Genomic DNA, 21,384 nt, shown 5'->3' with positions numbered 1-21,384 from the left:
GCAGAGAATCCATGGACAACATCTACCTCACTCCCGAACACGAACTGCTGCGCGAGCAGGTCGCCCGCTTCATCGCCCGCGAAGTCGAGCCGCATGCGCTGGCGTGGGAAGAAGCCGGCATGACCCCGCGCGAGGTGCTGCGCAAGATGGGCGACGCCGGCCTGTTCGGGCTGATGTATTCCAGCGAACACGGCGGCGCCGAAGCCGACGCGCTGACCAACCTGGTGTTCGCCGAAGCGCTGTCGCAGTCGACCTTCGGCGGCTTCATCATCACCGTGCTCGTGCACACCGACATGGCGAGCCCGCACCTGCACCACGCCGGCACGCCGGCGCAGCACGCGAAGTACATGCCGGGCGTGATCAGCGGCCGCACCATCACGGCGGTGGGCATCACCGAGCCGGGCGCGGGTTCCGATGTGGCGGGCATCAAGACCACAGCGAAGCGCGACGGCGACCACTGGGTGTTGAACGGCACCAAGCTCTTCATCACCAACGGCGTGCACGCCGACCTGTATTTCATCGCCGCCAAGACCACCAGCGCGCGCCACGGCATGTCGATGTTCATCGTCGAGAAAGGCACGCCGGGGTTCACGGTCGGGCGTTCGCTGAAGAAGTCAGGCTGGCTCTCGTCCGACACCGCCGAACTGGTGTTCGACAACTGCCGCATCCCCGCCGCCAACCTGCTGGGCGAAGAAAACAAGGGCTTCTACTCGGTGATGAAGAACTTCCAGACCGAGCGCATCGCGCTGGGCGCGATGGCCATCGGCCACTGCACGCAGGCGCTGCAGATGACGCTCGACTTCGTGCGCCAGCGCCAGGCCTTCGGCAGCACGCTCTTCGACAAGCAGGTGGTGCGCCAGCGCCTCGCGATGCTCGACGCCAAGGTGCGCGCCGCGCGTTCGTTCATGTACCACTGCGCCTGGCGCGTGACGCAGAAGCACGATGTGGTGCAGGAAGTGTCGATGCTGAAGGCGCTCACCGGCGAGCTCGTCAACGAAGTGCTGCAGACCTGCCAGCAGTTCCATGGCGGCATGGGCTACATGCGCGAGACCGCCATCGAGCGCCTGTGGCGCGACGCGCGCGTGCTCGCGATCGGCGGCGGCGCCACCGAGGTGATGCTCGACGAGGTGGCCAAGCGCTATTGAGCCGATGGACGCTCGCGCCCACTTCCTCACGCTCGCGCGCTACAACGTGTGGGCCACGCGCCGGTTGTTCGAGCACGTCGACGCCCTGCCGCAAGACGACTACCGGCGCGACTGCGGCCTGTATTTCAAGAGTGTGCACGGCACGCTGAACCACCTGCTGGTGGCCGAGCGCGGCCTCTGGTACCCGCGCTTCGCCGAAGGCGTGTCGAACCAGATCGCGTTGAACAGCGAGCTCGAGACCGACCGCGCGCGCTTGCGCGACCGATTGCTCGACGCCGTGACGCATTGGCAGCCCTTGATCGAAACCTGGGACGCACCGCGTTTCGAGTCGACACTGGCCTACACCACCACCCGCGGCGTGCCGCAGTCGTTGCCCTTCGCCGCGACGCTGGCGCATGTCTTCAACCACGGCACCCACCACCGCGGCCAGATCACGGCCGCCCTGACCGTGATGGGCCACGCCTGCCCCGAGCTCGACCTGGTGTGGATGCTGCAAGCCGAAAGTGCCAAGCCATGACGACCTCTTCGCTGCTCGACGTGCAACGCCCTTCGCCCTTCGTGGCGCGCGTGTTCCTGAACCGCCCCGAGGTGCGCAACGCCTTCAACGAAAACACGATCGCGCAGCTGACGCAGGTGTTCACCGAGCTCTCTGCCGACACGCAGTTGCGCGCGATCGTGCTCGGCGGCCACGGAAAGGCCTTCTGCGCCGGCGCCGACCTGAGCTGGATGCGCGCGATGGCCGAGTTCGACTGGGAGCAGAACCGTGCCGACGCGCAGGCGCTGGCCGACATGTTGTGGGCCGTGTGGCGCTGCCCGGTGCCCGTCGTCGGGCGTGTGCACGGCGACTGTTATGCCGGTGGCGTGGGCCTGGCGGCGGTGTGCGACGTGCTCGTCGCCGCCGACGGCGTCAACTTCTGCCTGAGCGAAGCGAAGCTCGGTTTGTTGCCGGGAACGATCAGCCCGTATGTGATCCGCGCGATGGGCGAGCAGGCCTCGCGGCGTTACTTCGTGACGGCCGAGCGCTTCAGCGCCGCGCAAGCGCAGGCGATGGGTTTCGTGCACGAACTTTGCGAGCCGGAAGCACTCGACGCCAAGGTCGACGAGATCGTCGCCACGCTCGTGGCCAACGGCCCGATGGCCGCGCGCGCCTGCAAGGAGCTGGTTCAAGACGTGGCCGGCCTGCCGCTCGACGCGACCCTGCGCGCCGAGACCGCGCGCCGCATCGCCGACATCCGCGCCAGCGAAGAAGGCCGTGAAGGCGTGCAGAGTTTCCTGAACAAGCGCGCTCCGGCGTGGCTCGTGCCTTCGGCATGAACCTCGACACGACCCAGTTGCTAGCGATCGCCGCCGGCCTGGGCTGGGCCAGCGGCTTGCGCCTGTATGCCGTGGTGTTCCTCACCGGCCTGGCCGGCTACCTCGGCTGGGTCGACCTGCCTTCGGGCCTGAAGCTGCTGCAGTCGCCGGTGATGCTGGGCGCCAGCGGGCTGATGCTGTTCGTCGAGTTCTTCGCCGACAAGATCCCGGGCATCGACAGCGTGTGGGACGTGATCCACACCGTCGTGCGCGTGCCGGCCGGCGCCGCGCTCGCGGCCTCGGTGTTCGGAGCCGACCAGGCCAGCTGGGCGATGGCCGCGGCGCTGATGGGCGGCACGCTCGCCGCCACCAGCCACGTCGCCAAGGCGACCACGCGCGCCGCGGTGAACACCTCGCCCGAGCCGTTCTCGAATGTCGCGATGTCCTTGCTCGGCGACAGCGTGGTGCCGGTCGGGTTGTGGCTGTCGTGGGAACACCCGGCCGTGTTCTTCGTCGCCCTGGCGGTGGCGCTGGTCGTGATGATCGCGGCGATCTGGGTGTTCGCGAAGTTCCTGCGTGCGATCGTTCGGCGCCTCTCGGGCCGCAGCGTGGTGGTCGATGTGTCCTGATCGGCTGCGCGCGTTGTTCTGTGCCCTGGCTTTGCTGTGGGCCAGCGCGGCCTCGGCGCAAACCGAACTGCCGCCGCTGCGCGACCTGCGCGAAGAAACCCGCCAGATCAGCGTGACCGTGAAAGACCTCTACAGCCGCCAGGAGACGCGCCAGATCCCGGTCACGATCTTCCGGCCGAAAGGCGAGGGCCCGTTCCCGCTGGTCATCATGAACCACGGCCGCGCGGTCAGCGACAAGCGCGCTGCGCAGGGCGTGCAGCGGTTCGAGCACCTGTCGCGTTACCTCGTCGGCAAGGGCTTCGTGGTGTTGTTGCCCACGCGTGTCGGCTACGCGCAGACCTATGGCGACTTCGACCCCGAAGCCAGTGGCGAGTGCCGTTCGTTGCGCGTCGAGCCGATGGCCGTCGCGGCTTCAGACCAGGTGCTCGCCACGCTCGAGTTGGCGAAGACCTTGCCTTTCGTCGACACGACCCGCTGGCTGGTGATGGGCCAGTCGGTCGGCGGGCTCACGGCCGTGGCCACGGTGGGGCGCAACCCGGCCGGCCTGGTGGGCGCGGTGAACTTTTCCGGCGGCGTGGGTGGCGACCCCGAGAAGAACCCCGGCAACCCCTGCAGCCCGCAGCAGGTGGCGAGCGTGTTCGGCTCGTTCGCCAAAGGCGCCCGGGTGAGCATGTTGTGGCTCTACTGGCAGAACGACCTGTACTGGGGCGCGAACACGCCGCGCCGCTGGCACGAGGCCTGGGCGGGTGGTGGCGGGCTGGCGGAATTCCAGAGCCTGGCGCCGGTGGGGCAAGACGGTCACAGCGGCGTGAGTGCCGACATGGACCACTGGGTGCCGCTGGTCGACGACTACCTGGCGCGGCTCGACTTCGGCAAGCCTGGCAGCATCGCACGGCCGCCGCCGACCTCCTTCGCGAAAGTCGACGAGGTCGACAAGCTGCCGGCGAACCAGGCCACCAAAGACGGCGTGTACCGCAAGTTCATCGAAAGCAAGACGCCGCGGGCCTTTGCCCTCGGCCCGAACAACGCCAGTGGCTGGGCCAGTGGCGACTGGGCGCAGGGCCGCGCGCTCGGTTTCTGCGCTCGGCGCGGCGAGCCGTGCAAGCTGTACGCGGTCGATGACGATGTGGTCTGGGTGCCTTGAAACAAGCCCTTGATGGAGACAAGATGTTCACGAAGATTTTGATTGCCAACCGTGGCGAAATCGCTTGCCGCGTGGCGGCCACCGCGCGCAAGCTCGGCATCCGTACCGTCGCGGTCTACTCCGACGCCGACGCGAATGCCAAGCACGTGCTCGCCTGCGACGAGGCCGTGCACATCGGCCCGCCATCGCCGAAAGAAAGCTACCTGCTCGGCCCGCGCATCATCGAAGCGGCACGCGCCACCGGCGCGCAGGCGGTGCACCCGGGTTACGGCTTCCTGAGCGAGAACGACGGCTTCGCACAGGCCTGTGCCGACGCGGGCCTGGTGTTCATCGGCCCGCCGCCCTCGGCGATCAAGGCGATGGGCCTGAAGTCGGCTTCGAAGCAGCTGATGGAAAACGCCGGCGTGCCGCTGGTGCCCGGCTACCACGGCGCCGACCAGGACCCGGCGCTGCTGCAGCGAGAGGCCGACAAGATCGGCTACCCGGTGCTCATCAAGGCGAGCGCCGGCGGCGGCGGCAAGGGCATGCGCATCGTCGCGAAGGGCGAAGAGTTCGCCGCCGCACTCGCCTCGTGCAAGCGCGAAGCGATCAACAGCTTCGGCGACGATGCCGTGCTGATCGAACGTTATGTCACGCGGCCGCGGCACATCGAGATCCAGGTCTTCGGCGACTCGCAGGGCCAGTGTGTGTACCTGTTCGAGCGTGATTGTTCGGTGCAGCGCCGCCACCAGAAGGTGCTCGAAGAAGCGCCCGCGCCGGGCATGAGCGAAGCGCGCCGCGCCGAGATGGGTGCAGCGGCCGTGGCCGCTGCCAAGGCGGTGGGTTACGTCGGCGCCGGCACGGTCGAGTTCATCGCCGAACCCACCGTCGACGGCGATCTGCGCTTCTATTTCATGGAGATGAACACGCGGCTGCAGGTCGAACACCCGGTGACCGAAGCGATCACCGGCCTCGACCTGGTGGAGTGGCAACTGCGCGTGGCCTCGGGCGAACCGCTGCCGCTGCAGCAGCACGAACTGCGCATCCACGGCCACGCGATCGAAGCGCGCATCTGCGCCGAGAACCCCGACGCGCAGTTCCTGCCCGCCACCGGCCGGCTCGACGTGTACCGCACGCCCGAGGGCGCGTCGAGCTTCGAGCACGCCGCCGTGCGCGTCGATGCCGGTGTGCGCGAAGGCGACACCATCTCGCCCTACTACGACCCGATGATCGCCAAGCTGATCGTCTGGGGCGCTGACCGCGCGCAAGCGCTGGCGCGGCTCGACGCAGCGCTCGCTCAGACCCACATCGTCGGCTTGCACACCAACGTGGCCTTCCTGCGCCGCGTGGCGGCAAGCGCGTCGTTCGCCAACGCCGACCTCGACACCGCGCTGATCGAGCGTGAACGCGCGGTGCTGTTCGACGCCGCGCCCCTGCCGCTCGAAGTGGCCGCGGGCGGCGTGGTGGCGCACACGCTGGCGGCCGAGCGGGTGCTTGAGAACAGCGACCCTTGGTCGCGCCGCGACGGCTGGCGCCTGCATGGCAAGGCCTCGCGCCGCTTCGACATCCAGGCCCAGGGCAGCCACCACCTGTTCACGCTGGAGCGCTCGGCCGGCAGCAGCGGCATGACGCTCGTGGCGGGCGCGCAGCGCTGGCCGTTCAGTGCCGCGCTGCGCCATGACGGGCGCCACGACTTCACCCTGGGCGAACACCGCTGGACCCTGAGCGTGTACGCCACCGGCGAACGCTTCAGCGTCTTTGCGCCCGAAGGCTCGGCGGTGGTCGACGAGTTCGACCCGATCGTGCACGCGGCCGATGGCGGTGGCGCCGAGGCCGGCGGTCTCGCGGCGCCGATGCCGGGCAAGGTGATCGCGTTCCTCGCGGCCGTGGGCCAGCAGGTCAAGGCCGGCCAGCCGCTCGCCGTGATGGAAGCGATGAAGATGGAACACACGATCGCCGCGCCGCGCGACGGCACGGTCGAAGAACTGCTCTACGCGGTGGGCGACCAGGTCAACGAAGGCGGGGAGTTGCTGCGCCTGAAGGCGCCGGCGTGAAAGAAGGCGGCGCGCCGGGCGCGGCGTCAGAACTGGCTGCGCAGCCAGTTGATGCGCTGGCGCCAGCCGGCCGGGGCCAGCAGGGGGGCGCCGTCGTCGGCCTGCGCCGGCGGGCGCGTCAGACCGAAGCCCGAAGTGTCTTGCGACCACACGGTGTCTTGCGGGGCCGCCGTCACGGCGGCCTGTGGTGCGGCCGCCGCCTTGGCTTCGGCCCGGGCCTCGGCCGTGGTGGCTTCGGCGAACTGGCGTGCCAACGACACCAGTTCGGCGTCGCCAGACGCGGCGCAGACCCACAGCGCTTCACGCGCTTCGGGCAGGCCGCGCAGCAGGGTGCTCACTTCCACGTCTTCACCATAATTGCGGCGCAGCGCAAAATGGATTCGGGTGGCAAGGCGCAGGCGAATGGTCGGGTCCAAGATCGTTCCAGATTTCAAGTTGATGACATGGTCTGGCAGCCACCCCGGAGCGCACATCCCTAGAACCGGGGGTGACATCCAGTTACATCTGTACAGCGAGACATTTTTCATGATTCCAGCCCAAGTCACGCTCGTCGAAGTGGGTCCGCGCGACGGATTGCAAAACGAGAAGTCACCGGTAGACACAGCGGCGAAGGTCGAACTGGTTCACCGGCTCCAGGCCGCCGGCCTGCGCGAGATCGAAGTCACCAGCTACGTCAGCCCGAAGTGGGTGCCCCAGATGGCCGACAACGCGGCGGTGATGACGGGCGTGCAGCGCCAGAAGGGCGTTCGCTACTCGGTGCTGACGCCGAACCTGAAGGGCTTCGAGGCGGCGATTGCCGACCCCGCGATCCGGCCCGACGAGATCGTGGTGTTCGCCGCCGCCACCGAAGCCTTCAGCCAGCGCAACATCAACTGCAGCATCGAAGAAAGCATCGAGCGCTTCCGCCCGGTCGTGGCCGCGGCCCACGCCCACGGCATCAAGGTGCGCAGCGCCATCTCTTGCGCTGTCGGCTGCCCTTACCAGGGCGAGGTCTCGCCCGATGAAGTCGAGCGTGTCGTGCTGCTGATGAAAGCGATCGGCGTCGACCACTGCGGCGTGGCCGACACCATCGGCGTGGGCACGCCGCAGCGTGTGCAGGCGGCGATGGAGCGTGCGCTGAAGCACTTTCCGCTCGCCGAAGTGAGCGGCCATTTCCACGACACCTACGGCCAGGCGCTGCCCAACATCTACGCCTGTCTCGAAATGGGCATCCACACCTTCGATGCCAGCGTCGCCGGCCTCGGCGGCTGCCCGTATGCCAAAGGTGCCACCGGCAACGTCGGCACCGAAGACGTGCTGTTCATGCTGAACGGCCTGGGCATCGAGACCGGCATCGACATCGACAAGCTCGTCGATGCCGCCGCCTTCATCTCGGGCGTGCTCGGGCGCAAGCCGGTCTCGCGCACCGGCAACGCGTTGCTGGCGAAGCGCGCACGGGCCGTCGAAACGGCAGCATGAGCACCGCGCCGGAGCGGCCCGAGGGGTTCCGCCGCGTCAGTGCGCGCCTGGCCGAGCTGGCGCACCCGCACGCGCCGCTGTTCCTCGAAGTGGCCGCACGCACGGCGCAAGAGGCAGCCGACGCGCTCGGCGTGAGCGTCGGGCAGATCGCGAAGAGCGTCGTCTTCAAACGCAAGCTCGACGATGCCGCGGTGCTGGTCGTGGCCTCGGGCGACAAGCGGGTCGACGAACGCAAGGTGACTGCGCTGGTCGGTGCCGTGGGCCGTGCCGATGCCGAATTCGTGAAAGCCTCGACCGGCTTCACCATCGGCGGCGTGGCGCCGGTCGGCCACGCCACGCCGCCGGTGCTGTTGATCGACCGCGAACTGTTCCGCTTCGACGAGCTCTGGGCTGCGGCCGGCCACCCGAACGGCGTGTTCAGGCTCAGCCCCGAACAACTGGTTCAGCTCACGTCAGCGCCGGTGCAAGACGTGGTGCAAGCGTGACTTTTGCGTCGGGTCGCATCGAAAGATGAGCCACGCCGGCCCGACCAAGCTTCATCGCAACAGCCCCGGAGGCTTGCATGAAGCGCCGCCGATTCCTGCAAGCCACACTCGCTGCCGGCATGGCCCTGCCCGCCAGCTCTCAAGCGCAAACGGCTGCGGCTTCCACCCTCGTCGGCGCCACGCTCGAAGGGCAGCCCTACGACATGAAGGCCGAGCTGGGCAAGGTGGTGCTGGTGTTCTTCTGGTCGACCGACTGCGCGGTGTGCCGCGACAAGATGCCGGAGCTGCGGCTCAACTTCGAAGCCTGGCGCGAGAAGGGTTTTCAGCTGGTGGCTGTCAATGCCGACCGGTCACTCTCGGCGGTGCAGGAGTACCAATCGATCCTCGACCGCATGGTGCCGAAAGCGCAGCGTTTCCCTTCGCTGTGGCGAGGTGCGGCCGTGCACCGCGACAGCTTCGGCCCGGTGGCGCAAATGCCCACCGCGTTCGTGCTCGACCGCAAGCACCGCGTGGTCAACGAGATCCGCGGCCGCATCGCGCCGAGCCTGTGGGACGATATCGCCGAACTCGTGCTCGCCTGATGCCCGCCACCTGAACGCGCCATGACCGAAACCCCCGTCGCCAGCCCCTGCACCAGCGTGTGCCGCATGGACGCGCGCACCGGTTGGTGCGAAGGCTGCCTGCGCACGCTCGACGAGATCGCCACGTGGTCGACGCTGGCCGACGCCGACAAGCGCGCCGTCTGGCAGCTGCTTGACGAGCGCCGCATGAGCGGCGAGGTCACGTGGGTGAAGAGCGCCGCATGAAACACATCGTCTTCTGGTTCGACCCGATCTCGCCGTTCGCCTACCTTGCGTTCGAGCGCTTGCCGCAGGTGCTCGAAGGCCTGTCGGTCGAGGTGCGCTACCAGCCCATCCTTTTTGCCGGGCTGCTCAAGCACTGGGGGCAGAAGGGGCCGGCCGAGATCGAGCCCAAACGGGCCTGGACCTTCCGCCACGTGCACTGGCTCGCGCATCAACAGGGCATCGAGATGCAGACGCCGGTGCAGCACCCCTTCAACCCGTTGGCGCTGTCGCGCCTGATGTTGGCTTGCGCGCCGGCAGGCAGCACACCGAACCGCCTGGTCTGCGAGACGGTGCTGCGCCATGTCTGGCAGGGTGGCCATGACGCGGCCGACCCGGCGCGGCTGGCCGCGCTCACGGCGGCTCTGGCGCCGGTGCACGCAACCGACAGCGACGTGGTGAAGAACACCTTGCGAGAAGCCACGCAAGCGGCGCTGGAACGGGGCATCTTCGGCGTGCCGACGGTCGAGGTCGACGGCCGGCTCTTCTGGGGCGTCGACGGCCTCGACATGCTGCGCGCCCATCTACACGGCAACCCCTGGTTCGCCAGCGGCGCGTGGGAAGAGGCCGGCGCTGCGCGCCCCGGCGTTCAGCGGCCGGCTTGACGGCCAGCCCGACGCCGCCGCGTCGGTGTTTTCCCGCGCTGACCTGTTTCGGCGGTCGTTTTCCGCATGGCGGGAAGCGCGCTAAGGGTTGCCACCGAGTTCGTCAGCCGGCGTTCAGCCAAGCGTAAGCAGACGGTCAGAGCTCGCCACGACCATGCCGCATCGCGCCACCGAGTGGTGGGTGCGATCCACCAAAAGGAACACACAATCATGGCAACCACAGTGGCAGCAGGCTCGAAAGTCGGCCAGCCCATGACGAAGGAAGAGAAGAAGGTCATCTTCGCTTCCAGTCTTGGCACCGTCTTCGAGTGGTACGACTTCTATCTGTACGGCACGCTCGCCGTCATCATCGGCAAGCAGTTCTTCTCGAACCTCGACCCGACCTCGCAGACGATCTTCTCGCTGCTGGCGTTCGCGGCAGGCTTCATCGTGCGGCCCTTCGGCGCGATCTTCTTCGGCCGCCTCGGCGACATGATCGGCCGCAAGTACACCTTCCTGGTCACGATCCTGATCATGGGCCTGTCGACCTTCATCGTCGGCATCCTGCCCAACTACGCCTCGATCGGCGTGGCCGCGCCGATCATCTTGATCCTGCTGCGCATGCTGCAGGGCCTGGCGCTCGGCGGTGAATACGGTGGTGCTGCCACGTACGTGGCCGAACACTCGCCGCACGGCCGTCGCGGCCTGTTCACCTCGTGGATCCAGACCACCGCCACGATGGGCCTGTTCCTGTCGCTGCTGGTCATTCTGGGCACCCGCACGGCGGTCGGCGAAGCCGCCTTCGCCGAATGGGGCTGGCGTGTTCCGTTCCTCGTCTCGGTGATCCTGCTCGCGATCAGCGTCTGGATCCGCCTGTCGATGAACGAATCGCCCGCGTTCAAGAAGATGAAGGAAGAGGGCAAGACCTCGAAGGCGCCGCTGACCGAATCGTTCGGTGAATGGAAGAACCTGAAGATCGTGATCCTGGCGCTGGTCGGCCTGACCATGGGCCAGGCCGTCGTCTGGTACACCGGCCAGTTCTACGCGCTGTTCTTCATGACCGGCCCGCTGAAGGTGGCCAACGCCGACGCGAACATCATGACCGCGATCTCGCTGCTGATCGGCACGCCGTTCTTCATCTTCTTCGGCTGGCTGTCGGACAAGATCGGGCGCAAGCCGATCATCATGGCCGGTTGCCTGATCGCTGCGCTGACCTTCTTCCCGCTGTTCAAGGCGCTGACCGAAGCGGCCAACCCGGCACTGGCGGCAGCACAAGCCAAGAACAAGGTCGTGGTCACGGCCGACCCGGCGGAGTGCTCGTTCCAGTTCAACCCGACCGGTGTGGCCAAGTTCACGAGCTCGTGCGACGTGGCCAAGCAGGTGCTGGCCGCTGGCGCGGTGAGCTACGACAACGCCGTGGGCACGGGCCCGGCCAAGATCACGATCGGCGACAAGACCATCGAGTCGTTCAGCTCGACCGGCCTCGCGCCGGCCGATGCCAAGGCCAAGGACGCCGCCTTCAAGGGCGCCGTGGCTGCGGCACTCAAGGACGCCGGTTACCCGACCAAGGCCGACCCCGAGAAGATGAACAAGCCGGTGATGGTGGCCATCCTCACGCTGCTGGTGATCTACGTGACCATGGTGTACGGCCCGATCGCGGCGATGCTGGTCGAGATGTTCCCGACGCGCATCCGCTACACCTCGATGAGCCTGCCGTACCACATCGGCAACGGCTGGTTCGGCGGCCTGCTGCCTGCCACGGGCCTGGCGATCGTGGCGCAGACCGGCAACATGTACAACGGCCTGTGGTACCCGATCATCTTCGCGAGCATCACCTTCGTGGTGGGCATGCTGTTCGTGAAGGAAACCAAGGACGTGGACATCTACAAGAACGACTGAGTGCGGTTCGCAGCCCGCTGGTCGGGCTGCCTTCCACGCTGACAAGAACGCTGACAAGAGAGCCGGCCGGTCGAAAGACCGGGCCGGCTTTTTTTCGTGGCGCCGTCCTTCCTGCCGGCGGGGTGTTTTCCGACACGTTGCGCGTCGTGCCCGAACCAAACTCGGGTTCAGACACAACGCAAGGATTTCGGTATGGAAAAGACCTCTGACCAGATGTATGGCGACCTGCTCCTGTTGCTCGGCAAGCCGACGATCGTCGAACCCGACGTGCTCGCGGGCTACATGAGAGACGTGGAGCACATGCACGCCCACGGCCACATCACCGACTTTCAGTTCGAGCGTGCGCGCAACACCTATGCCGCCACGATCGAGCGCGACCCGCGCCAGGGCCCGCCGCAGGCGCCAAGCACGGTCATCGGCGATCTTCATGCCGACCCGCTCACCGGCGAACCCGGCGCCCACCCCGTGGGCACTGGACTCGGTGCCGTGGCCGGCGGTGCTGCGGCAGGCGCGGCGACCGGTGCTTTCGCCGGGCCCGTCGGTGCGGTCATCGGTCTGGCCGTGGGCGCGGTGGTCGGCGGCCTCGCGGGCAAGGGTGTGGCCGAAGTGATCGACCCGACCGGCGAACAAGCCTATTGGCGCGCCAGCCAGACCGCCAGCCAAGACAAACAAGGAATGTGAACGTGGACAAGTCGATGATCAAGGGCATGGCGCTGGGCGGCATCGCCATGGTGGTGCTCGGTGCAGGTGCTGTCACGGGCTACAAGACCATGACGAAGCCGGCGTTCGCCGAAGTCGTCTCGGTCAAGGAAGTGGTCGAGCCGGTCGTCACGCCTCGCGAAAAGTGCGAAGACGTCGCCGTGCAGCATCAGGCACCCGTCAAGGATGAAAACCGCATCGCCGGCAGCGTGGTCGGTGGGCTGGCGGGCGGCTTGCTCGGCAGCACCGTCGGCGGCGGCAAGGGCAAGACGCTCGCCACGGTAGCAGGGGCCGCGGCAGGCGGTTATGCCGGCAACCGCGTGCAGAAGAACCTGCAGGAAAAGGACGTCGTCACCACGACCGAGCGGCGCTGCAAGACGGTGAACGACAAGTCGCAGAAGCTGGTCGGCTACGACGTCGCGTATCGACTCGACGGCAAGAGCGGCACGGTGCGAACCTCGTTCAAGCCAGGTGCCACGCTGCCGGTGAAAGACGGGCAAGTGGTGGTTGCCGACACGACCGACAGCAAGTCGTAAGTTCGCGCTGAACACGAAAGCCGGCCGGTCGAAAGACCGAGCCGGCTTTTTTGTGGCTGAGCGGTCAGGGGTTCAGTCGCCCCCGCCGCAACCACCCCCGTCGCCACCGCCATCGCCGCCGCCGTCGGACGACCCGCCGATGTCGCCGAAGCCGTCGCTGCCGCCTTCACCGCTGCTGGCGAAGTCGCCACCACAGTGCGCCGACCCATCACCACCTTCGCGCAGCGCCTTGCAGTCGGGCACGTAGCGAAAGCCGTCACCGATGCCGAGCTTGGCGTCGATGGCGAACAGCAGCGGCAAGCGGGTCGGCGTGTTCGGGTTGATGTGTTCTTCCTTGCAGCAGAACCACCAGGTGCGGCGCAAGCCCGTGTTGCTCTGCTGCCCCGCGCCCAGCACCACGGCCGGTGTGTGGTGCATGAAGCGCCCGAACGCGCGGCGGCAGAACTGCTCGTAGTGGCGCGTGTACAGGATGAACTCGTGCCAGAGATCGTCGGTGACCTGCGAGGGCATCGAGACGAACGCGCGCTTCGCCGCCAGGTGCGCGAGGAAGAACTGGCGCAGCGCCCGCGCCACCAGTTGCCCGTCGCGTGCCGCCAGGCCCGGGCGACGCGCCTGCAGTTTTTCGATCAGCCCCTTCGGAAAGCTGTAGTGGCGGATGAACTCGGCGCGCCGCGCTTCGCGCAGCTTGAGCGCGAACACCAGCAGCAAGGCAGCCAGCACGACAACGGCGGCGAGAAGGATCGGCATGGGCACGAGTATCGGGGCAAGTGGCTCGCGGGGGCCGTGCTTTGCGGAAGCCGACTCGAGGCCCCTCAGGGCCGAGCCGCGCCCTGGTCAAGCTCTGCCAGCAGATCGAGCGCCCTTCGGTAGACCGGCTTGTCGATCATCTTGCCATTCACCTTCATGGCGCCGACGCCCGCGGCGTCGCCCGCTTCGAAGGCGGCGACGACCTCGCGCGCCTCTGCCACGGCCTGTGGCGCGGGGGTGTAGCAGGCGTTGACCGCGTCGAGGAATTTCGGGTGCACGATCACCGCGCCCCGAAACCCGAGTGATCTGGCCTGCTCCAGCTTCTGCGTGAACTGCGCCACCTCGCCCAGGTCGGCGATCGAGCCGACGAAACCGATCGCCTGAATGCCCGCGGCACGGGCCGCATGCAGCACCATCAAGCTCGGCTGCATCAGCAATTCCGGCGTCGGCAGCGCGCCGCAATCGAGCGAAAAGTCTTCGCTGCCGAGCATCATGCCCATGCTGCGCGAATCGGCCGCTGCAATCTCGTAGAGGCGCGGCAGGGCCGCCGCGCTCTCGATCTGAAGCAGGAATCGGACTTGCCCCGCTGCCACGCCCGCCGCGGCCTCCAGCGTGGCGACCAGGCCCGACAGCAGTTGCACGTCGCGCCCGTGCTCGACCTTCGGCAGCAGCACGAGCCCGAGCCCTTCGCACACCGCCACGCGAAGATCGGTCACTGCCGTGTCCAGGTCGCCGTTGATCCGCACCGCTGCCGTCTTGCCGGCCATGGCGATGCGTCGAATGCCCTCGCGCAGCGTGCTGCGTGCCATGGGCTTGCGGCTCGGGTGGGTACCGTCTTCGAGGTCGAGGATGACCACATCGCAGGGCTTGGCGAGGGCGCTTTGCAGCAGCCGTTCGTTGTCGGCAGGGACGAACAGGAAAGAGCGCATGGGGCGGGTTTTCATCGGGGTCCTTCAACAGTCGACGCATCGTAGGCGGCTGTGCCCCTTCGTGGAAATCGATTGTTCAAGCAGCCGCTATCAGCTTTGCCTGTAGCACCAGCGGTGGCGTATAGGGGTTCGCTTGAGCCGCTCCAGAAAAATAGTATTTATTGCTCGTGCGACGTCGCTTGTAGGCTTCGCGGCCAGTTGACCACCACCGCCACGAGACCCGCGACATGCCTTTCACGACCGACCTTCCTGCCTTGAACTTCATCGACGGCCAATGGGTGCGCCCCGCGTCCAACCAGTCCATCGAGATGGTCTGCCCGAGCGACGGCCACGTGGTCGGCCAGATCGCACGCGGCAACGCGCAGGACATCGATGCGGCCGTGGCCGCGGCGCGCCGCGCCTTCGAGGGCGAGTGGGGTCGCACCACCGCCACCGAGCGTGGTCGGCTGCTGTCGCGGCTGGGCCTGGCGATCCTGGCCCACCAGGAGGAACTGGCGCAACTCGAGGCCAACGACACCGGCAAGCCGCTGAAGCTGGCGCGCAACGACATCATCGCCACCGCGCGTTACTTCGAGTACTACGGCGGCGCCGCCGACAAGGTGCACGGCGACACCATTCCCTTCCTCGACGGCTACCAAGTCATGATCGTGCGCGAGCCGCGTGGTGTGACGGGGCACATCATTCCCTGGAACTACCCCGCGCAGATGTTCGGCCGCACCTTGGGCGCGGCCCTGGCGACCGGCAATGCGACCGTGCTCAAGCCGGCCGAGGAAGCCTGCCTGAGCATCGTGCGCCTGACCCAGATCGCTGCCGAGATCGGGTTCCCCGCCGGCACCATCAACCTGGTCACGGGCTATGGCGAAGAGGCGGGCGCGGCACTCTCCAGCCACAAGGGCCTCGACTTCCTGTCGTTCACCGGCTCGCCTGAAGTGGGCACGCTGATCCAGCGCTCGGCGGCCGAGAACCATGTGCCGTGTGTGCTGGAGCTGGGCGGAAAGTCGCCGCAGCTGGTGTTCGAGGACGCCGACCTCGAGAAGGCGCTGCCGGTCGTCATCAACGCGATCATCCAGAACGCCGGCCAGACCTGTTCGGCCGGCAGCCGCGTGCTGGTTCAGCGCTCGATCTACGACAAGGTGGTGGGTGCACTGGCTGCGCGCATGAACGCCGTGCGGGTCGGGCCGCACGAGGCCGATCTCGACTGCGGCCCGGTGATCAGCAAGGTCCAGCACGAACGCGTGGTGGGCTTTCTGGAGCGTGCCCGCAAGGACGGCATCCCGGTCCTCGGCGAAGGCCGGCTCGACGAGCGCTCGGCCCAGGGCGGCTTCTTCGTCAAGCCGACGCTGCTCGGGCCGGTGCCGCTCGACCACGAGCTCGCTTACGAAGAAGTCTTCGGGCCGGTGCTCGTGGTGATTCCGTTCGACGACGAAAACGATGCGGTGCGCATCGCCAACGGCACCGAATACGGCCTCATCGCGGGCGTGTGGACGGTCAACGGTGCGCGTCAGATCCGGGTGGCCAAGAAGCTGCGCGTGGGCCAGGTGTACGTGAACGGCTACGGCGCTGGCGGCGGCATCGAGCTGCCGTTCGGCGGCTTCAAGCGCAGCGGCCACGGGCGCGAAAAAGGCTTCGAGGCACTGCGCGAATACACGGTGGCCAAGACCATCGTCCTGAACCACGGCTGATCCGGAACAGCCGGTGGCGGCGGCCGTGGGCCGCTGCCGAATCACGATCGACAACCCCATGGAGACAGACATGAAGAAGAACGCAACACTCTTGCGCGGGGCCCGCCGCGCTCTCGCCACCCTGGCCGTCGCGGCCCTCGCCACGCTCGGCGCTGCCGGCGCCGGTGCAGCGGAGATGAAGATCCGCCTCGGCCACGTGTTCGCCATCAACAGCCCGGTCGACGAGGCCAGCAAAGACTTCGCGCGGCTGGTGTCCGAACGCACGAAGGGCGAGATCACGATCGCCCTGTTCCCGAACAGCCAGCTCGGTGGCGACGAGGCGCTGGCGCGCGAGTTGTCGCGTGGCTCGATCGAACTCGCCTTTCTGAACCCCGGCTCCCTGGCCGGCCTCGACCCGCTGTTCGACATTCACTACCTGCCCTACATCGTGACCAGCTTCAAGGAAGCCGACGCGATCTTCTACAACCCGCAAGGCGTGTTGCAGACGACGCTGCGAAGCACGCTCAACAAGCACAAGATGCAGGCCCTGGGCTTCTTCGAGCTCGAGTTCCGTGCCGTCACCAACTCGAAGCAGGCGGTCGAGAAGGTCGCCGATCTCAAGGGCCTGAAGCTGCGGGTGCCCGGTTCGGCCGGCATCAAGGGCTTCTTCGAAGCGGCGGGTGCGCAGGCGGTGGCCATGCCGTTCCCGGAGCTGTTCACGGCCCTGCAACAGGGCACGGTCGACGGCCAGGACAACGGTGCGAGCATCACCTTCAACTCGCGCCTGTTCGAAGCGCAGAAGTTCATGACCACCACCAACCACGTGTACGCCATGGGCGCGATCACCGCCAGCGAACGACTGTGGGGCCGGCTGAGCGCCGAGCAGAAGAAGATCCTGCAGGACACCGCCGCCGAAGTCTCGGCACGCCAGATCCAGAAGAACCGTGAACTGAACGCGTCCTTCCTCAAGAAGATCGGCGAAGGCGGCGTGCGCGTCACCGTGCCCACGCCCGAAGCGATGGCCGAGTTCCAGCGCGTCGGCGACTCGCTGTGGGACAAGCTGGCCCCGATCTACGGCGCAGAGCGCGTCAAGGCACTGCGCGACGAAGTCGCCAAGCTGCGCAAGCCGTGAGCCAGGGCGCGCCGATGCTTCACGCCGGGCCCTCGCCGGCCGGCGGGCTCGACGCCTTCGAGCACCGCGTCTTCAAGGTCGAACGCTGGATCTGCGTGCTGAGCCTGGTCGTGATGCTCCTGACGGTGTCGGTCAGCGTGGCGGTGCGCTACTTCAATCTCGGGCTGCCGAACGTGGCTGAATGGGCGATCGTCGCGATGTCGCCGCTGACCTTCGTCGGCGCCGCGATGTGCACGTGCGCGCAGTCGCACATCGCTGTCGACGTGGTCAAGCTGCTGCCGCAGGTGCAGCTGCGCAGGGCCGCACGCGGGGGCGTCGCGCTGGCGCTGCTGGTCTTCGCCGGGGTCTACGCCTGGATCGGCATGCTGTTCTTCGCCGACATGCGGCAGTCGGGTGAGCGCATGCTCGACATGGGCACGCCGGTGTACGTGCCGGTGTTCTTCCTGATGTTGGGCATGCTGCTGATGCTGCTGCATGCCGCCATCGAACTGTGGCGTGTGCTGCGCGACCAGCCGCCGATCGACGAGGCGTCGCTCGCATGATCGCCTTCGCCCTGTTGGCCCTGCTGGTGCTGGGCGTGCCGGTCGGGGTGGCCTTCGCGCTGCTGGTGATGGTGCGCGCCGAGGCCTGGAACATCGACCTGTCGTCGCTGGCATCGATCCCCTACGACACGGTGTCGAGCTTTCCGCTGCTCGCGATCCCGTTGTTCCTGCTCGGCGGGGAACTGATGAACCGCGGCGGCCTGATCCGACAGCTCACCGCCGTGTGCGACATCCTGCTGGGCTGGGTCCGGGCTCCGCTCGGCCACGTGATGATCCTGGCCAGCGCACTGATGGGCGCCATCACGGGGTCGTCGGTGGCCACCGTGGCCGCCATCGGCGGCACGGTCGGCCGCGAGATGTCGCTGCGCGGCTATCCGCGCGGCTACACCGCAGCACTCAACGCGTCGGCCGGCCTGCTCGGTGTGCTGATCCCGCCTTCGATCCCGCTGATCCTGTACGGCTCGATCGTCGGCGTCTCGATCACGCAGCTCTTCCTGGCCTCGGTGATGCCGGGCATCGTGATGATGATCGCCCTCGGCGTGGTGCACGCCTGGATGTCACGCCGTGTGCTGCCCGGTGGGCAGGAAACCGCCGCCACCGCGCAGGCCGCCACCCATGCCACGGTCGACGGTGCGATGGTTCGACGCTCGGTCGCTGCGGTGCTCACACGCTCGATCCCGGCGCTGATGTTGCCGGTGCTGGTGCTCGGCGGCATCTACTCGGGTGTGTTCACGCCGACCGAGGCTGCCGCGGTGGCCGCGCTCTATGCACTGCTGGTGACGGTGCTCGGCCGCATGACGAAGGTTGCCGAGCTCAATGGCATCTTCGGACGTGCGGCGCTGTCGTCGGCAGCGATCCTGGTGATCATCGGCTTCACCAGCATCTTCAACCGTGCCATGGTGCTGGAGCAGGTGCCGCAGTCCATCGCCGGCTACGCGGCCGGGTTCACCGACAGCGCGCTGGTGTTCCTGCTGGTGGTCAATCTGGTCTTGCTGCTGATCGGCATGTTCATGGAGACCAATGCCGCCACGCTGCTGATGGGGCCGTTGCTTGCGCCGGCGGCAGCGAAGTTCGGCATCGACCCGGTGCACTTCGCGATCATCCTCGTGACCAACATCGAGCTCGGCCTGCTGACCCCGCCGATGGCTGCCAATCTCTACGTGGCAGCGCGCACCAACGGCGCCGACCTGGTGAGCCTGCTGCGATATCTCGGCTGGTTCCTCGTCGCGGCGCTGCTGGTGATGGCTGCCATCACCTACGTTCCCCAGCTCTCGCTCTGGTATCGCTACTTCTGACCTCGGAATTTCCATGACCACCCTTCCAGAATTCTCACGAGCCGCCGTGCTGCGCAAGTTCAAGGAACCGTTGCAGATCGAGAACGTGCCGATCCCGCGCCAGGTTGAAACCGGCGCCGCGCTGGTCAAGATCGAGGCGTGCTCGATCTGCGGCACCGACGTGCACCTGTGGCAAGGCTCGCTGTCGCTGACCGTCAACCTGCCGGTGATCATCGGCCACGAAATGGTGGGCCGGGTCTTGCAGCTCGGGTATGCGGCCGACCGCGATTCGGTGGGCAACCCGCTGCGCGTGGGCGATCGTGTGCTCTACACCCACACCGCCTGTGGCAGCTGCTTCTTCTGCACCACCGCGCGCAAGCCCACGCTGTGCATGAACCGGCGCGCCTACATGTACGAGAACATGGAGCGGGAGCCCTATCTGTTGGGCGGCTTCTCGGAGTACGGCTACGTGCTGCCGCAGGCCGGGCGTCTGAAGGTGCCCGACAACGTGCCGAACGAACTCGCCAGCCTGTCGAGCTGCGCGCTGCGATCGGTGATGAACGCGATGTCGCAACTCGGCGAAATCGACCCGAGCGAGGTGGTCGTGGTGCAGGGCGCCGGCCCGCTCGGCCTGCTCGCCACCGCCAACGCCAAGGTGCGCGGTGCGCGGAAGGTGATCGTGATCGGCGCGCCGGCAGCGCGCCTCGAACTGGCGCGCGAGTTCGGCGCCGATGTGTGCATATCGGTGGAGGGCACCACGGCGCAGGAGCGGCTCGAGATCGTGCAGCAGCACACCGGTGGTCGCGGTGCCGACGTCGTGCTCGAATTCACCGGCGTGCCCGCCGCCTTCGTCGAAGGCCTGCACTTGTGCCGCAAGGGAGCGCGCTACCTGATCGTCGGCCAGCTGGGCGAAGGCAAGACCGAGTTCGCGCCCTCGTTGATCGTGAAGAAGAACATCCACGTCATCGGCTCCTTTTCCGGCGACGCGCGCAGCTACTCGCTGGCACTCGATTTCATCTCCACCCATCTCGACGACTTTCCATTCGGGAAGATGATCACCGGGCGCTACAAGCTCGACGAGGTCAACATCGCGCTGGAACGCATGCGCACGATGCAGGAGATCAAGCCGGTGATCCTGGTCTAACCCGAGAGCACGACGATGCAACGATTCGACTCCGACGCGAAGGGTCCGCTGCACGGCGTGCGCGTGCTCGACCTGTCGCGCCTCGTCGCCGGCAACATGCTGAGCGTCTACCTGGCCGACTTCGGCGCCGACGTGATCAAGGTCGAGCGCGAAGGTGCCGGCGACGACCTGCGCAGCTGGCGTGAAGAAGACCAGGACATCTACTGGAAGGTCTACGGTCGCAACAAGCGCTCGCTGGTGCTCGACCTCAAGTCACCGCAGGGCCTGGAGCAGATCAGGAAGCTGGTGCGGCATTCGCAGATCTTCATCGAGAACTTCGTGCCCGGCGGCCTGGAACGCATGGGCCTGGCGCCGGCACTGTTGCTCGAACTCAACCCGGCGCTGGTGGTGGTGCGCATCTCGGGTTGGGGGCAGACCGGGCCGTTCAGCCACAAGCCGGGTTTTGGCACGCTGGTCGAGGCGATGTCGGGGTTTGCCTTCCTCAACGGCTACGCCGACCGGCCGCCGGTATTGCCCCCGCTCGCGCTGGCCGACATGATTGCCGGCATCTACGGCGCCGCCGGTGTGTTGACAGCGCTGCGCGTGGCTGAGCGGGAAGGGCGCGGGCAGGTCATCGACCTGTCGCTCTTCGAGCCGATCTTCTCGGTGATCGCCTCGGAGGCCGCCAAATTCAAGATCACCGGCGAGCCGACCATGCGCTCGGGCAACCAGTCGACGCACACCGCGCCGCGCAACATCTACGAATGCCGTGACGGCAAGTTCGTGGCCATGTCGGGCTCGATGCAGTCGATGGCGATGCGCATCCTCGACACCATCGGCCGGCCCGAACTCAAGAGCGACCCGCGCTTCGCCACCAACGACGCCCGTGTGGCCCACCGGGAAGAACTCGACGCGATCATTGGCGCCTACATCGGCGCACGCAGCCAGCAGGCCAACCTCGACGCCTTCGAAGAAGCGGGCGTGACGGTCGGCCCGGTCTGCTCGGTGGCCGACCTGATGGAGCATCCTTTCGTGACCGGCCGGCAGGCCATCGTCGAGATCGAAGACCGCGAGCTCGGCAGCATCCCGATGCACAACATCGTGCCGCGACTGTCGGCCAGCCCCGGCCACTTCACCCGACCCGCGCCACGCCTGGGCGAACACACGCAGGAGATCCTCGCCGAGCTCGACAAGCTGGCCTGAGGCAGCCCGCCGGGGGCGGATACTTC

22 protein-coding genes and 1 pseudogene are annotated in these 21,384 nt (G+C 67.3%); 20 read left to right on the top strand and 3 right to left on the bottom strand.

Translation table 11 applies throughout. From position 1 onward, the window contains the following. Positions 1 to 11: 11 nt before the first annotated feature. From AC30PD_RS00310 to AC30PD_RS00285, 6 genes are read left to right on the top strand one after another with little or no spacing between them, the layout of a single operon-like run. Complete coding sequence (locus AC30PD_RS00310; RefSeq protein WP_489533631.1) at positions 12 to 1,145, top strand: acyl-CoA dehydrogenase family protein; 1,134 nt, start codon at positions 12 to 14, stop codon at positions 1,143 to 1,145. Between the two features lie 4 nt (positions 1,146 to 1,149). After that, a complete protein-coding gene (locus AC30PD_RS00305; protein WP_489533630.1) occupies positions 1,150 to 1,662 on the top strand; it encodes a DinB family protein in 513 nt (170 codons plus the stop codon). Then, a complete protein-coding gene (locus tag AC30PD_RS00300) occupies positions 1,659 to 2,459 on the top strand; it encodes an enoyl-CoA hydratase/isomerase family protein (protein ID WP_489533629.1) in 801 nt (266 codons plus the stop codon). The genes AC30PD_RS00305 and AC30PD_RS00300 overlap by 4 nt, the downstream gene beginning before the upstream one ends. Further along, positions 2,456 to 3,067 (top strand): DUF4126 domain-containing protein, encoded by a 612-nt coding sequence (locus tag AC30PD_RS00295; protein ID WP_489533628.1) that lies wholly within the window; start codon positions 2,456 to 2,458, stop codon positions 3,065 to 3,067. The genes AC30PD_RS00300 and AC30PD_RS00295 overlap by 4 nt, the downstream gene beginning before the upstream one ends. After that, a complete protein-coding gene (locus AC30PD_RS00290; protein ID WP_489533627.1) occupies positions 3,057 to 4,211 on the top strand; it encodes a dienelactone hydrolase family protein in 1,155 nt (384 codons plus the stop codon). The genes AC30PD_RS00295 and AC30PD_RS00290 overlap by 11 nt, the downstream gene beginning before the upstream one ends. 23 nt (positions 4,212 to 4,234) lie before the next feature. After that, on the top strand, positions 4,235 to 6,244 hold the full coding sequence (locus AC30PD_RS00285; protein WP_489533626.1) for an acetyl/propionyl/methylcrotonyl-CoA carboxylase subunit alpha: 2,010 nt from the start codon (positions 4,235 to 4,237) through the stop codon (positions 6,242 to 6,244). Between the two features lie 26 nt (positions 6,245 to 6,270). Here the strand turns inward: AC30PD_RS00285 and AC30PD_RS00280 are convergent, their stop codons facing one another. Further along, positions 6,271 to 6,660, bottom strand: a complete 390-nt coding sequence (locus AC30PD_RS00280) for a hypothetical protein (protein ID WP_489533625.1) — start codon at positions 6,658 to 6,660, stop codon at positions 6,271 to 6,273. A gap of 109 nt (positions 6,661 to 6,769) precedes the next feature. Here AC30PD_RS00280 and AC30PD_RS00275 point away from each other — a divergent pair, with 109 nt between their 5' ends. The 8 genes and pseudogenes from AC30PD_RS00275 to AC30PD_RS00240 all read left to right on the top strand — a co-directional run bounded on the left by AC30PD_RS00275 (position 6,770) and on the right by AC30PD_RS00240 (position 12,747). Beyond that, positions 6,770 to 7,702, top strand: coding sequence for a hydroxymethylglutaryl-CoA lyase (locus tag AC30PD_RS00275; RefSeq protein ID WP_489533624.1), 933 nt, complete (start codon positions 6,770 to 6,772; stop codon positions 7,700 to 7,702). Continuing rightward, entirely contained in the window at positions 7,699 to 8,187 is a 489-nt protein-coding gene (locus tag AC30PD_RS00270) for a YbaK/EbsC family protein (protein ID WP_489533623.1), read from the top strand. Before AC30PD_RS00275 ends, AC30PD_RS00270 begins: the two co-directional genes overlap by 4 nt. A 77-nt stretch (positions 8,188 to 8,264) precedes the next feature. Beyond that, positions 8,265 to 8,768 carry a TlpA disulfide reductase family protein gene (locus tag AC30PD_RS00265; RefSeq protein WP_489533622.1) on the top strand — a complete coding sequence of 168 codons (504 nt, stop codon included), beginning with the start codon at positions 8,265 to 8,267 and terminating at the stop codon, positions 8,766 to 8,768. A 21-nt stretch (positions 8,769 to 8,789) separates the two neighbouring features. After that, positions 8,790 to 8,993, top strand: coding sequence for a DUF1289 domain-containing protein (locus tag AC30PD_RS00260; protein WP_489533621.1), 204 nt, complete (start codon positions 8,790 to 8,792; stop codon positions 8,991 to 8,993). Next, complete coding sequence (locus AC30PD_RS00255) at positions 8,990 to 9,634, top strand: 2-hydroxychromene-2-carboxylate isomerase (RefSeq protein ID WP_489533620.1); 645 nt, start codon at positions 8,990 to 8,992, stop codon at positions 9,632 to 9,634. Before AC30PD_RS00260 ends, AC30PD_RS00255 begins: the two co-directional genes overlap by 4 nt. Before the next feature lie 210 nt (positions 9,635 to 9,844). Further along, complete coding sequence (locus tag AC30PD_RS00250) at positions 9,845 to 11,512, top strand: MFS transporter (protein ID WP_489533619.1); 1,668 nt, start codon at positions 9,845 to 9,847, stop codon at positions 11,510 to 11,512. Between the two features lie 414 nt (positions 11,513 to 11,926). Then, positions 11,927 to 12,154 (top strand): annotated as a pseudogene (locus tag AC30PD_RS00245) (ferritin-like domain-containing protein); the annotation flags it as partial. A gap of 41 nt (positions 12,155 to 12,195) precedes the next feature. Further along, positions 12,196 to 12,747 (top strand): glycine zipper 2TM domain-containing protein, encoded by a 552-nt coding sequence (locus AC30PD_RS00240; RefSeq protein ID WP_489533618.1) that lies wholly within the window; start codon positions 12,196 to 12,198, stop codon positions 12,745 to 12,747. 72 nt (positions 12,748 to 12,819) lie between these two features. On the opposite strand, the gene AC30PD_RS00235 is transcribed toward AC30PD_RS00240, so the two are convergent. Then, entirely contained in the window at positions 12,820 to 13,494 is a 675-nt protein-coding gene (locus AC30PD_RS00235; protein ID WP_489533617.1) for a glycine-rich domain-containing protein, read from the bottom strand. A gap of 65 nt (positions 13,495 to 13,559) precedes the next feature. After that, a complete protein-coding gene (locus AC30PD_RS00230) occupies positions 13,560 to 14,438 on the bottom strand; it encodes an HpcH/HpaI aldolase/citrate lyase family protein (protein ID WP_489533616.1) in 879 nt (292 codons plus the stop codon). Positions 14,439 to 14,650: 212 nt separating this feature from the next. Here AC30PD_RS00230 and AC30PD_RS00225 point away from each other — a divergent pair, with 212 nt between their 5' ends. The 6 genes from AC30PD_RS00225 (at position 14,651) to AC30PD_RS00200 (ending at position 21,358) form a co-directional block, all read left to right on the top strand. Next, positions 14,651 to 16,105 (top strand): aldehyde dehydrogenase family protein, encoded by a 1,455-nt coding sequence (locus AC30PD_RS00225; protein ID WP_489533615.1) that lies wholly within the window; start codon positions 14,651 to 14,653, stop codon positions 16,103 to 16,105. A 70-nt stretch (positions 16,106 to 16,175) separates the two neighbouring features. Next, positions 16,176 to 17,216 (top strand): TRAP transporter substrate-binding protein, encoded by a 1,041-nt coding sequence (locus AC30PD_RS00220; RefSeq protein WP_489533614.1) that lies wholly within the window; start codon positions 16,176 to 16,178, stop codon positions 17,214 to 17,216. Between the two features lie 14 nt (positions 17,217 to 17,230). Next, on the top strand, positions 17,231 to 17,758 hold the full coding sequence (locus AC30PD_RS00215) for a TRAP transporter small permease (protein ID WP_489533613.1): 528 nt from the start codon (positions 17,231 to 17,233) through the stop codon (positions 17,756 to 17,758). Further along, positions 17,755 to 19,053: a TRAP transporter large permease gene (locus tag AC30PD_RS00210; protein WP_489533612.1), complete on the top strand. Its 1,299-nt coding sequence runs from the start codon at positions 17,755 to 17,757 to the stop codon at positions 19,051 to 19,053. Before AC30PD_RS00215 ends, AC30PD_RS00210 begins: the two co-directional genes overlap by 4 nt. Before the next feature lie 13 nt (positions 19,054 to 19,066). Beyond that, positions 19,067 to 20,176: a zinc-binding dehydrogenase gene (locus AC30PD_RS00205; RefSeq protein ID WP_489533611.1), complete on the top strand. Its 1,110-nt coding sequence runs from the start codon at positions 19,067 to 19,069 to the stop codon at positions 20,174 to 20,176. 15 nt (positions 20,177 to 20,191) lie between these two features. Then, positions 20,192 to 21,358, top strand: coding sequence for a CaiB/BaiF CoA transferase family protein (locus AC30PD_RS00200; RefSeq protein ID WP_489533610.1), 1,167 nt, complete (start codon positions 20,192 to 20,194; stop codon positions 21,356 to 21,358). Positions 21,359 to 21,384: the final 26 nt, after the last annotated feature.

The organism is Rhizobacter sp. (assembly GCF_032229685.1).
Lineage (GTDB): Bacteria > Pseudomonadota > Gammaproteobacteria > Burkholderiales > Burkholderiaceae_C > LMDS01.
The sequence above is the reverse complement of the archived record's forward strand: the minus strand, read 5'-3'. Positions and strand labels throughout refer to the sequence as shown.

What these genes read in the sequence shown, in the direction of transcription:
- AC30PD_RS00310 (WP_489533631.1), top strand. Translation starts at nt 12, where the DNA reads ATGGACAACATCTACCTCACTCCCGAACACGAACTGCTGCGCGAGCAG.
- AC30PD_RS00305 (WP_489533630.1), top strand. Translation starts at nt 1,150, where the DNA reads ATGGACGCTCGCGCCCACTTCCTCACGCTCGCGCGCTACAACGTGTGG.
- AC30PD_RS00300 (WP_489533629.1), top strand. Translation starts at nt 1,659, where the DNA reads ATGACGACCTCTTCGCTGCTCGACGTGCAACGCCCTTCGCCCTTCGTG.
- AC30PD_RS00295 (WP_489533628.1), top strand. Translation starts at nt 2,456, where the DNA reads ATGAACCTCGACACGACCCAGTTGCTAGCGATCGCCGCCGGCCTGGGC.
- AC30PD_RS00290 (WP_489533627.1), top strand. Translation starts at nt 3,057, where the DNA reads ATGTGTCCTGATCGGCTGCGCGCGTTGTTCTGTGCCCTGGCTTTGCTG.
- AC30PD_RS00285 (WP_489533626.1), top strand. Translation starts at nt 4,235, where the DNA reads ATGTTCACGAAGATTTTGATTGCCAACCGTGGCGAAATCGCTTGCCGC.
- AC30PD_RS00275 (WP_489533624.1), top strand. Translation starts at nt 6,770, where the DNA reads ATGATTCCAGCCCAAGTCACGCTCGTCGAAGTGGGTCCGCGCGACGGA.
- AC30PD_RS00270 (WP_489533623.1), top strand. Translation starts at nt 7,699, where the DNA reads ATGAGCACCGCGCCGGAGCGGCCCGAGGGGTTCCGCCGCGTCAGTGCG.
- AC30PD_RS00265 (WP_489533622.1), top strand. Translation starts at nt 8,265, where the DNA reads ATGAAGCGCCGCCGATTCCTGCAAGCCACACTCGCTGCCGGCATGGCC.
- AC30PD_RS00260 (WP_489533621.1), top strand. Translation starts at nt 8,790, where the DNA reads ATGACCGAAACCCCCGTCGCCAGCCCCTGCACCAGCGTGTGCCGCATG.
- AC30PD_RS00255 (WP_489533620.1), top strand. Translation starts at nt 8,990, where the DNA reads ATGAAACACATCGTCTTCTGGTTCGACCCGATCTCGCCGTTCGCCTAC.
- AC30PD_RS00250 (WP_489533619.1), top strand. Translation starts at nt 9,845, where the DNA reads ATGGCAACCACAGTGGCAGCAGGCTCGAAAGTCGGCCAGCCCATGACG.
- AC30PD_RS00235 (WP_489533617.1), bottom strand. Translation starts at nt 13,494, where the DNA reads ATGCCGATCCTTCTCGCCGCCGTTGTCGTGCTGGCTGCCTTGCTGCTG.
- AC30PD_RS00230 (WP_489533616.1), bottom strand. Translation starts at nt 14,438, where the DNA reads ATGAAAACCCGCCCCATGCGCTCTTTCCTGTTCGTCCCTGCCGACAAC.
- AC30PD_RS00225 (WP_489533615.1), top strand. Translation starts at nt 14,651, where the DNA reads ATGCCTTTCACGACCGACCTTCCTGCCTTGAACTTCATCGACGGCCAA.
- AC30PD_RS00220 (WP_489533614.1), top strand. Translation starts at nt 16,176, where the DNA reads ATGAAGAAGAACGCAACACTCTTGCGCGGGGCCCGCCGCGCTCTCGCC.
- AC30PD_RS00215 (WP_489533613.1), top strand. Translation starts at nt 17,231, where the DNA reads ATGCTTCACGCCGGGCCCTCGCCGGCCGGCGGGCTCGACGCCTTCGAG.
- AC30PD_RS00210 (WP_489533612.1), top strand. Translation starts at nt 17,755, where the DNA reads ATGATCGCCTTCGCCCTGTTGGCCCTGCTGGTGCTGGGCGTGCCGGTC.
- AC30PD_RS00205 (WP_489533611.1), top strand. Translation starts at nt 19,067, where the DNA reads ATGACCACCCTTCCAGAATTCTCACGAGCCGCCGTGCTGCGCAAGTTC.
- AC30PD_RS00200 (WP_489533610.1), top strand. Translation starts at nt 20,192, where the DNA reads ATGCAACGATTCGACTCCGACGCGAAGGGTCCGCTGCACGGCGTGCGC.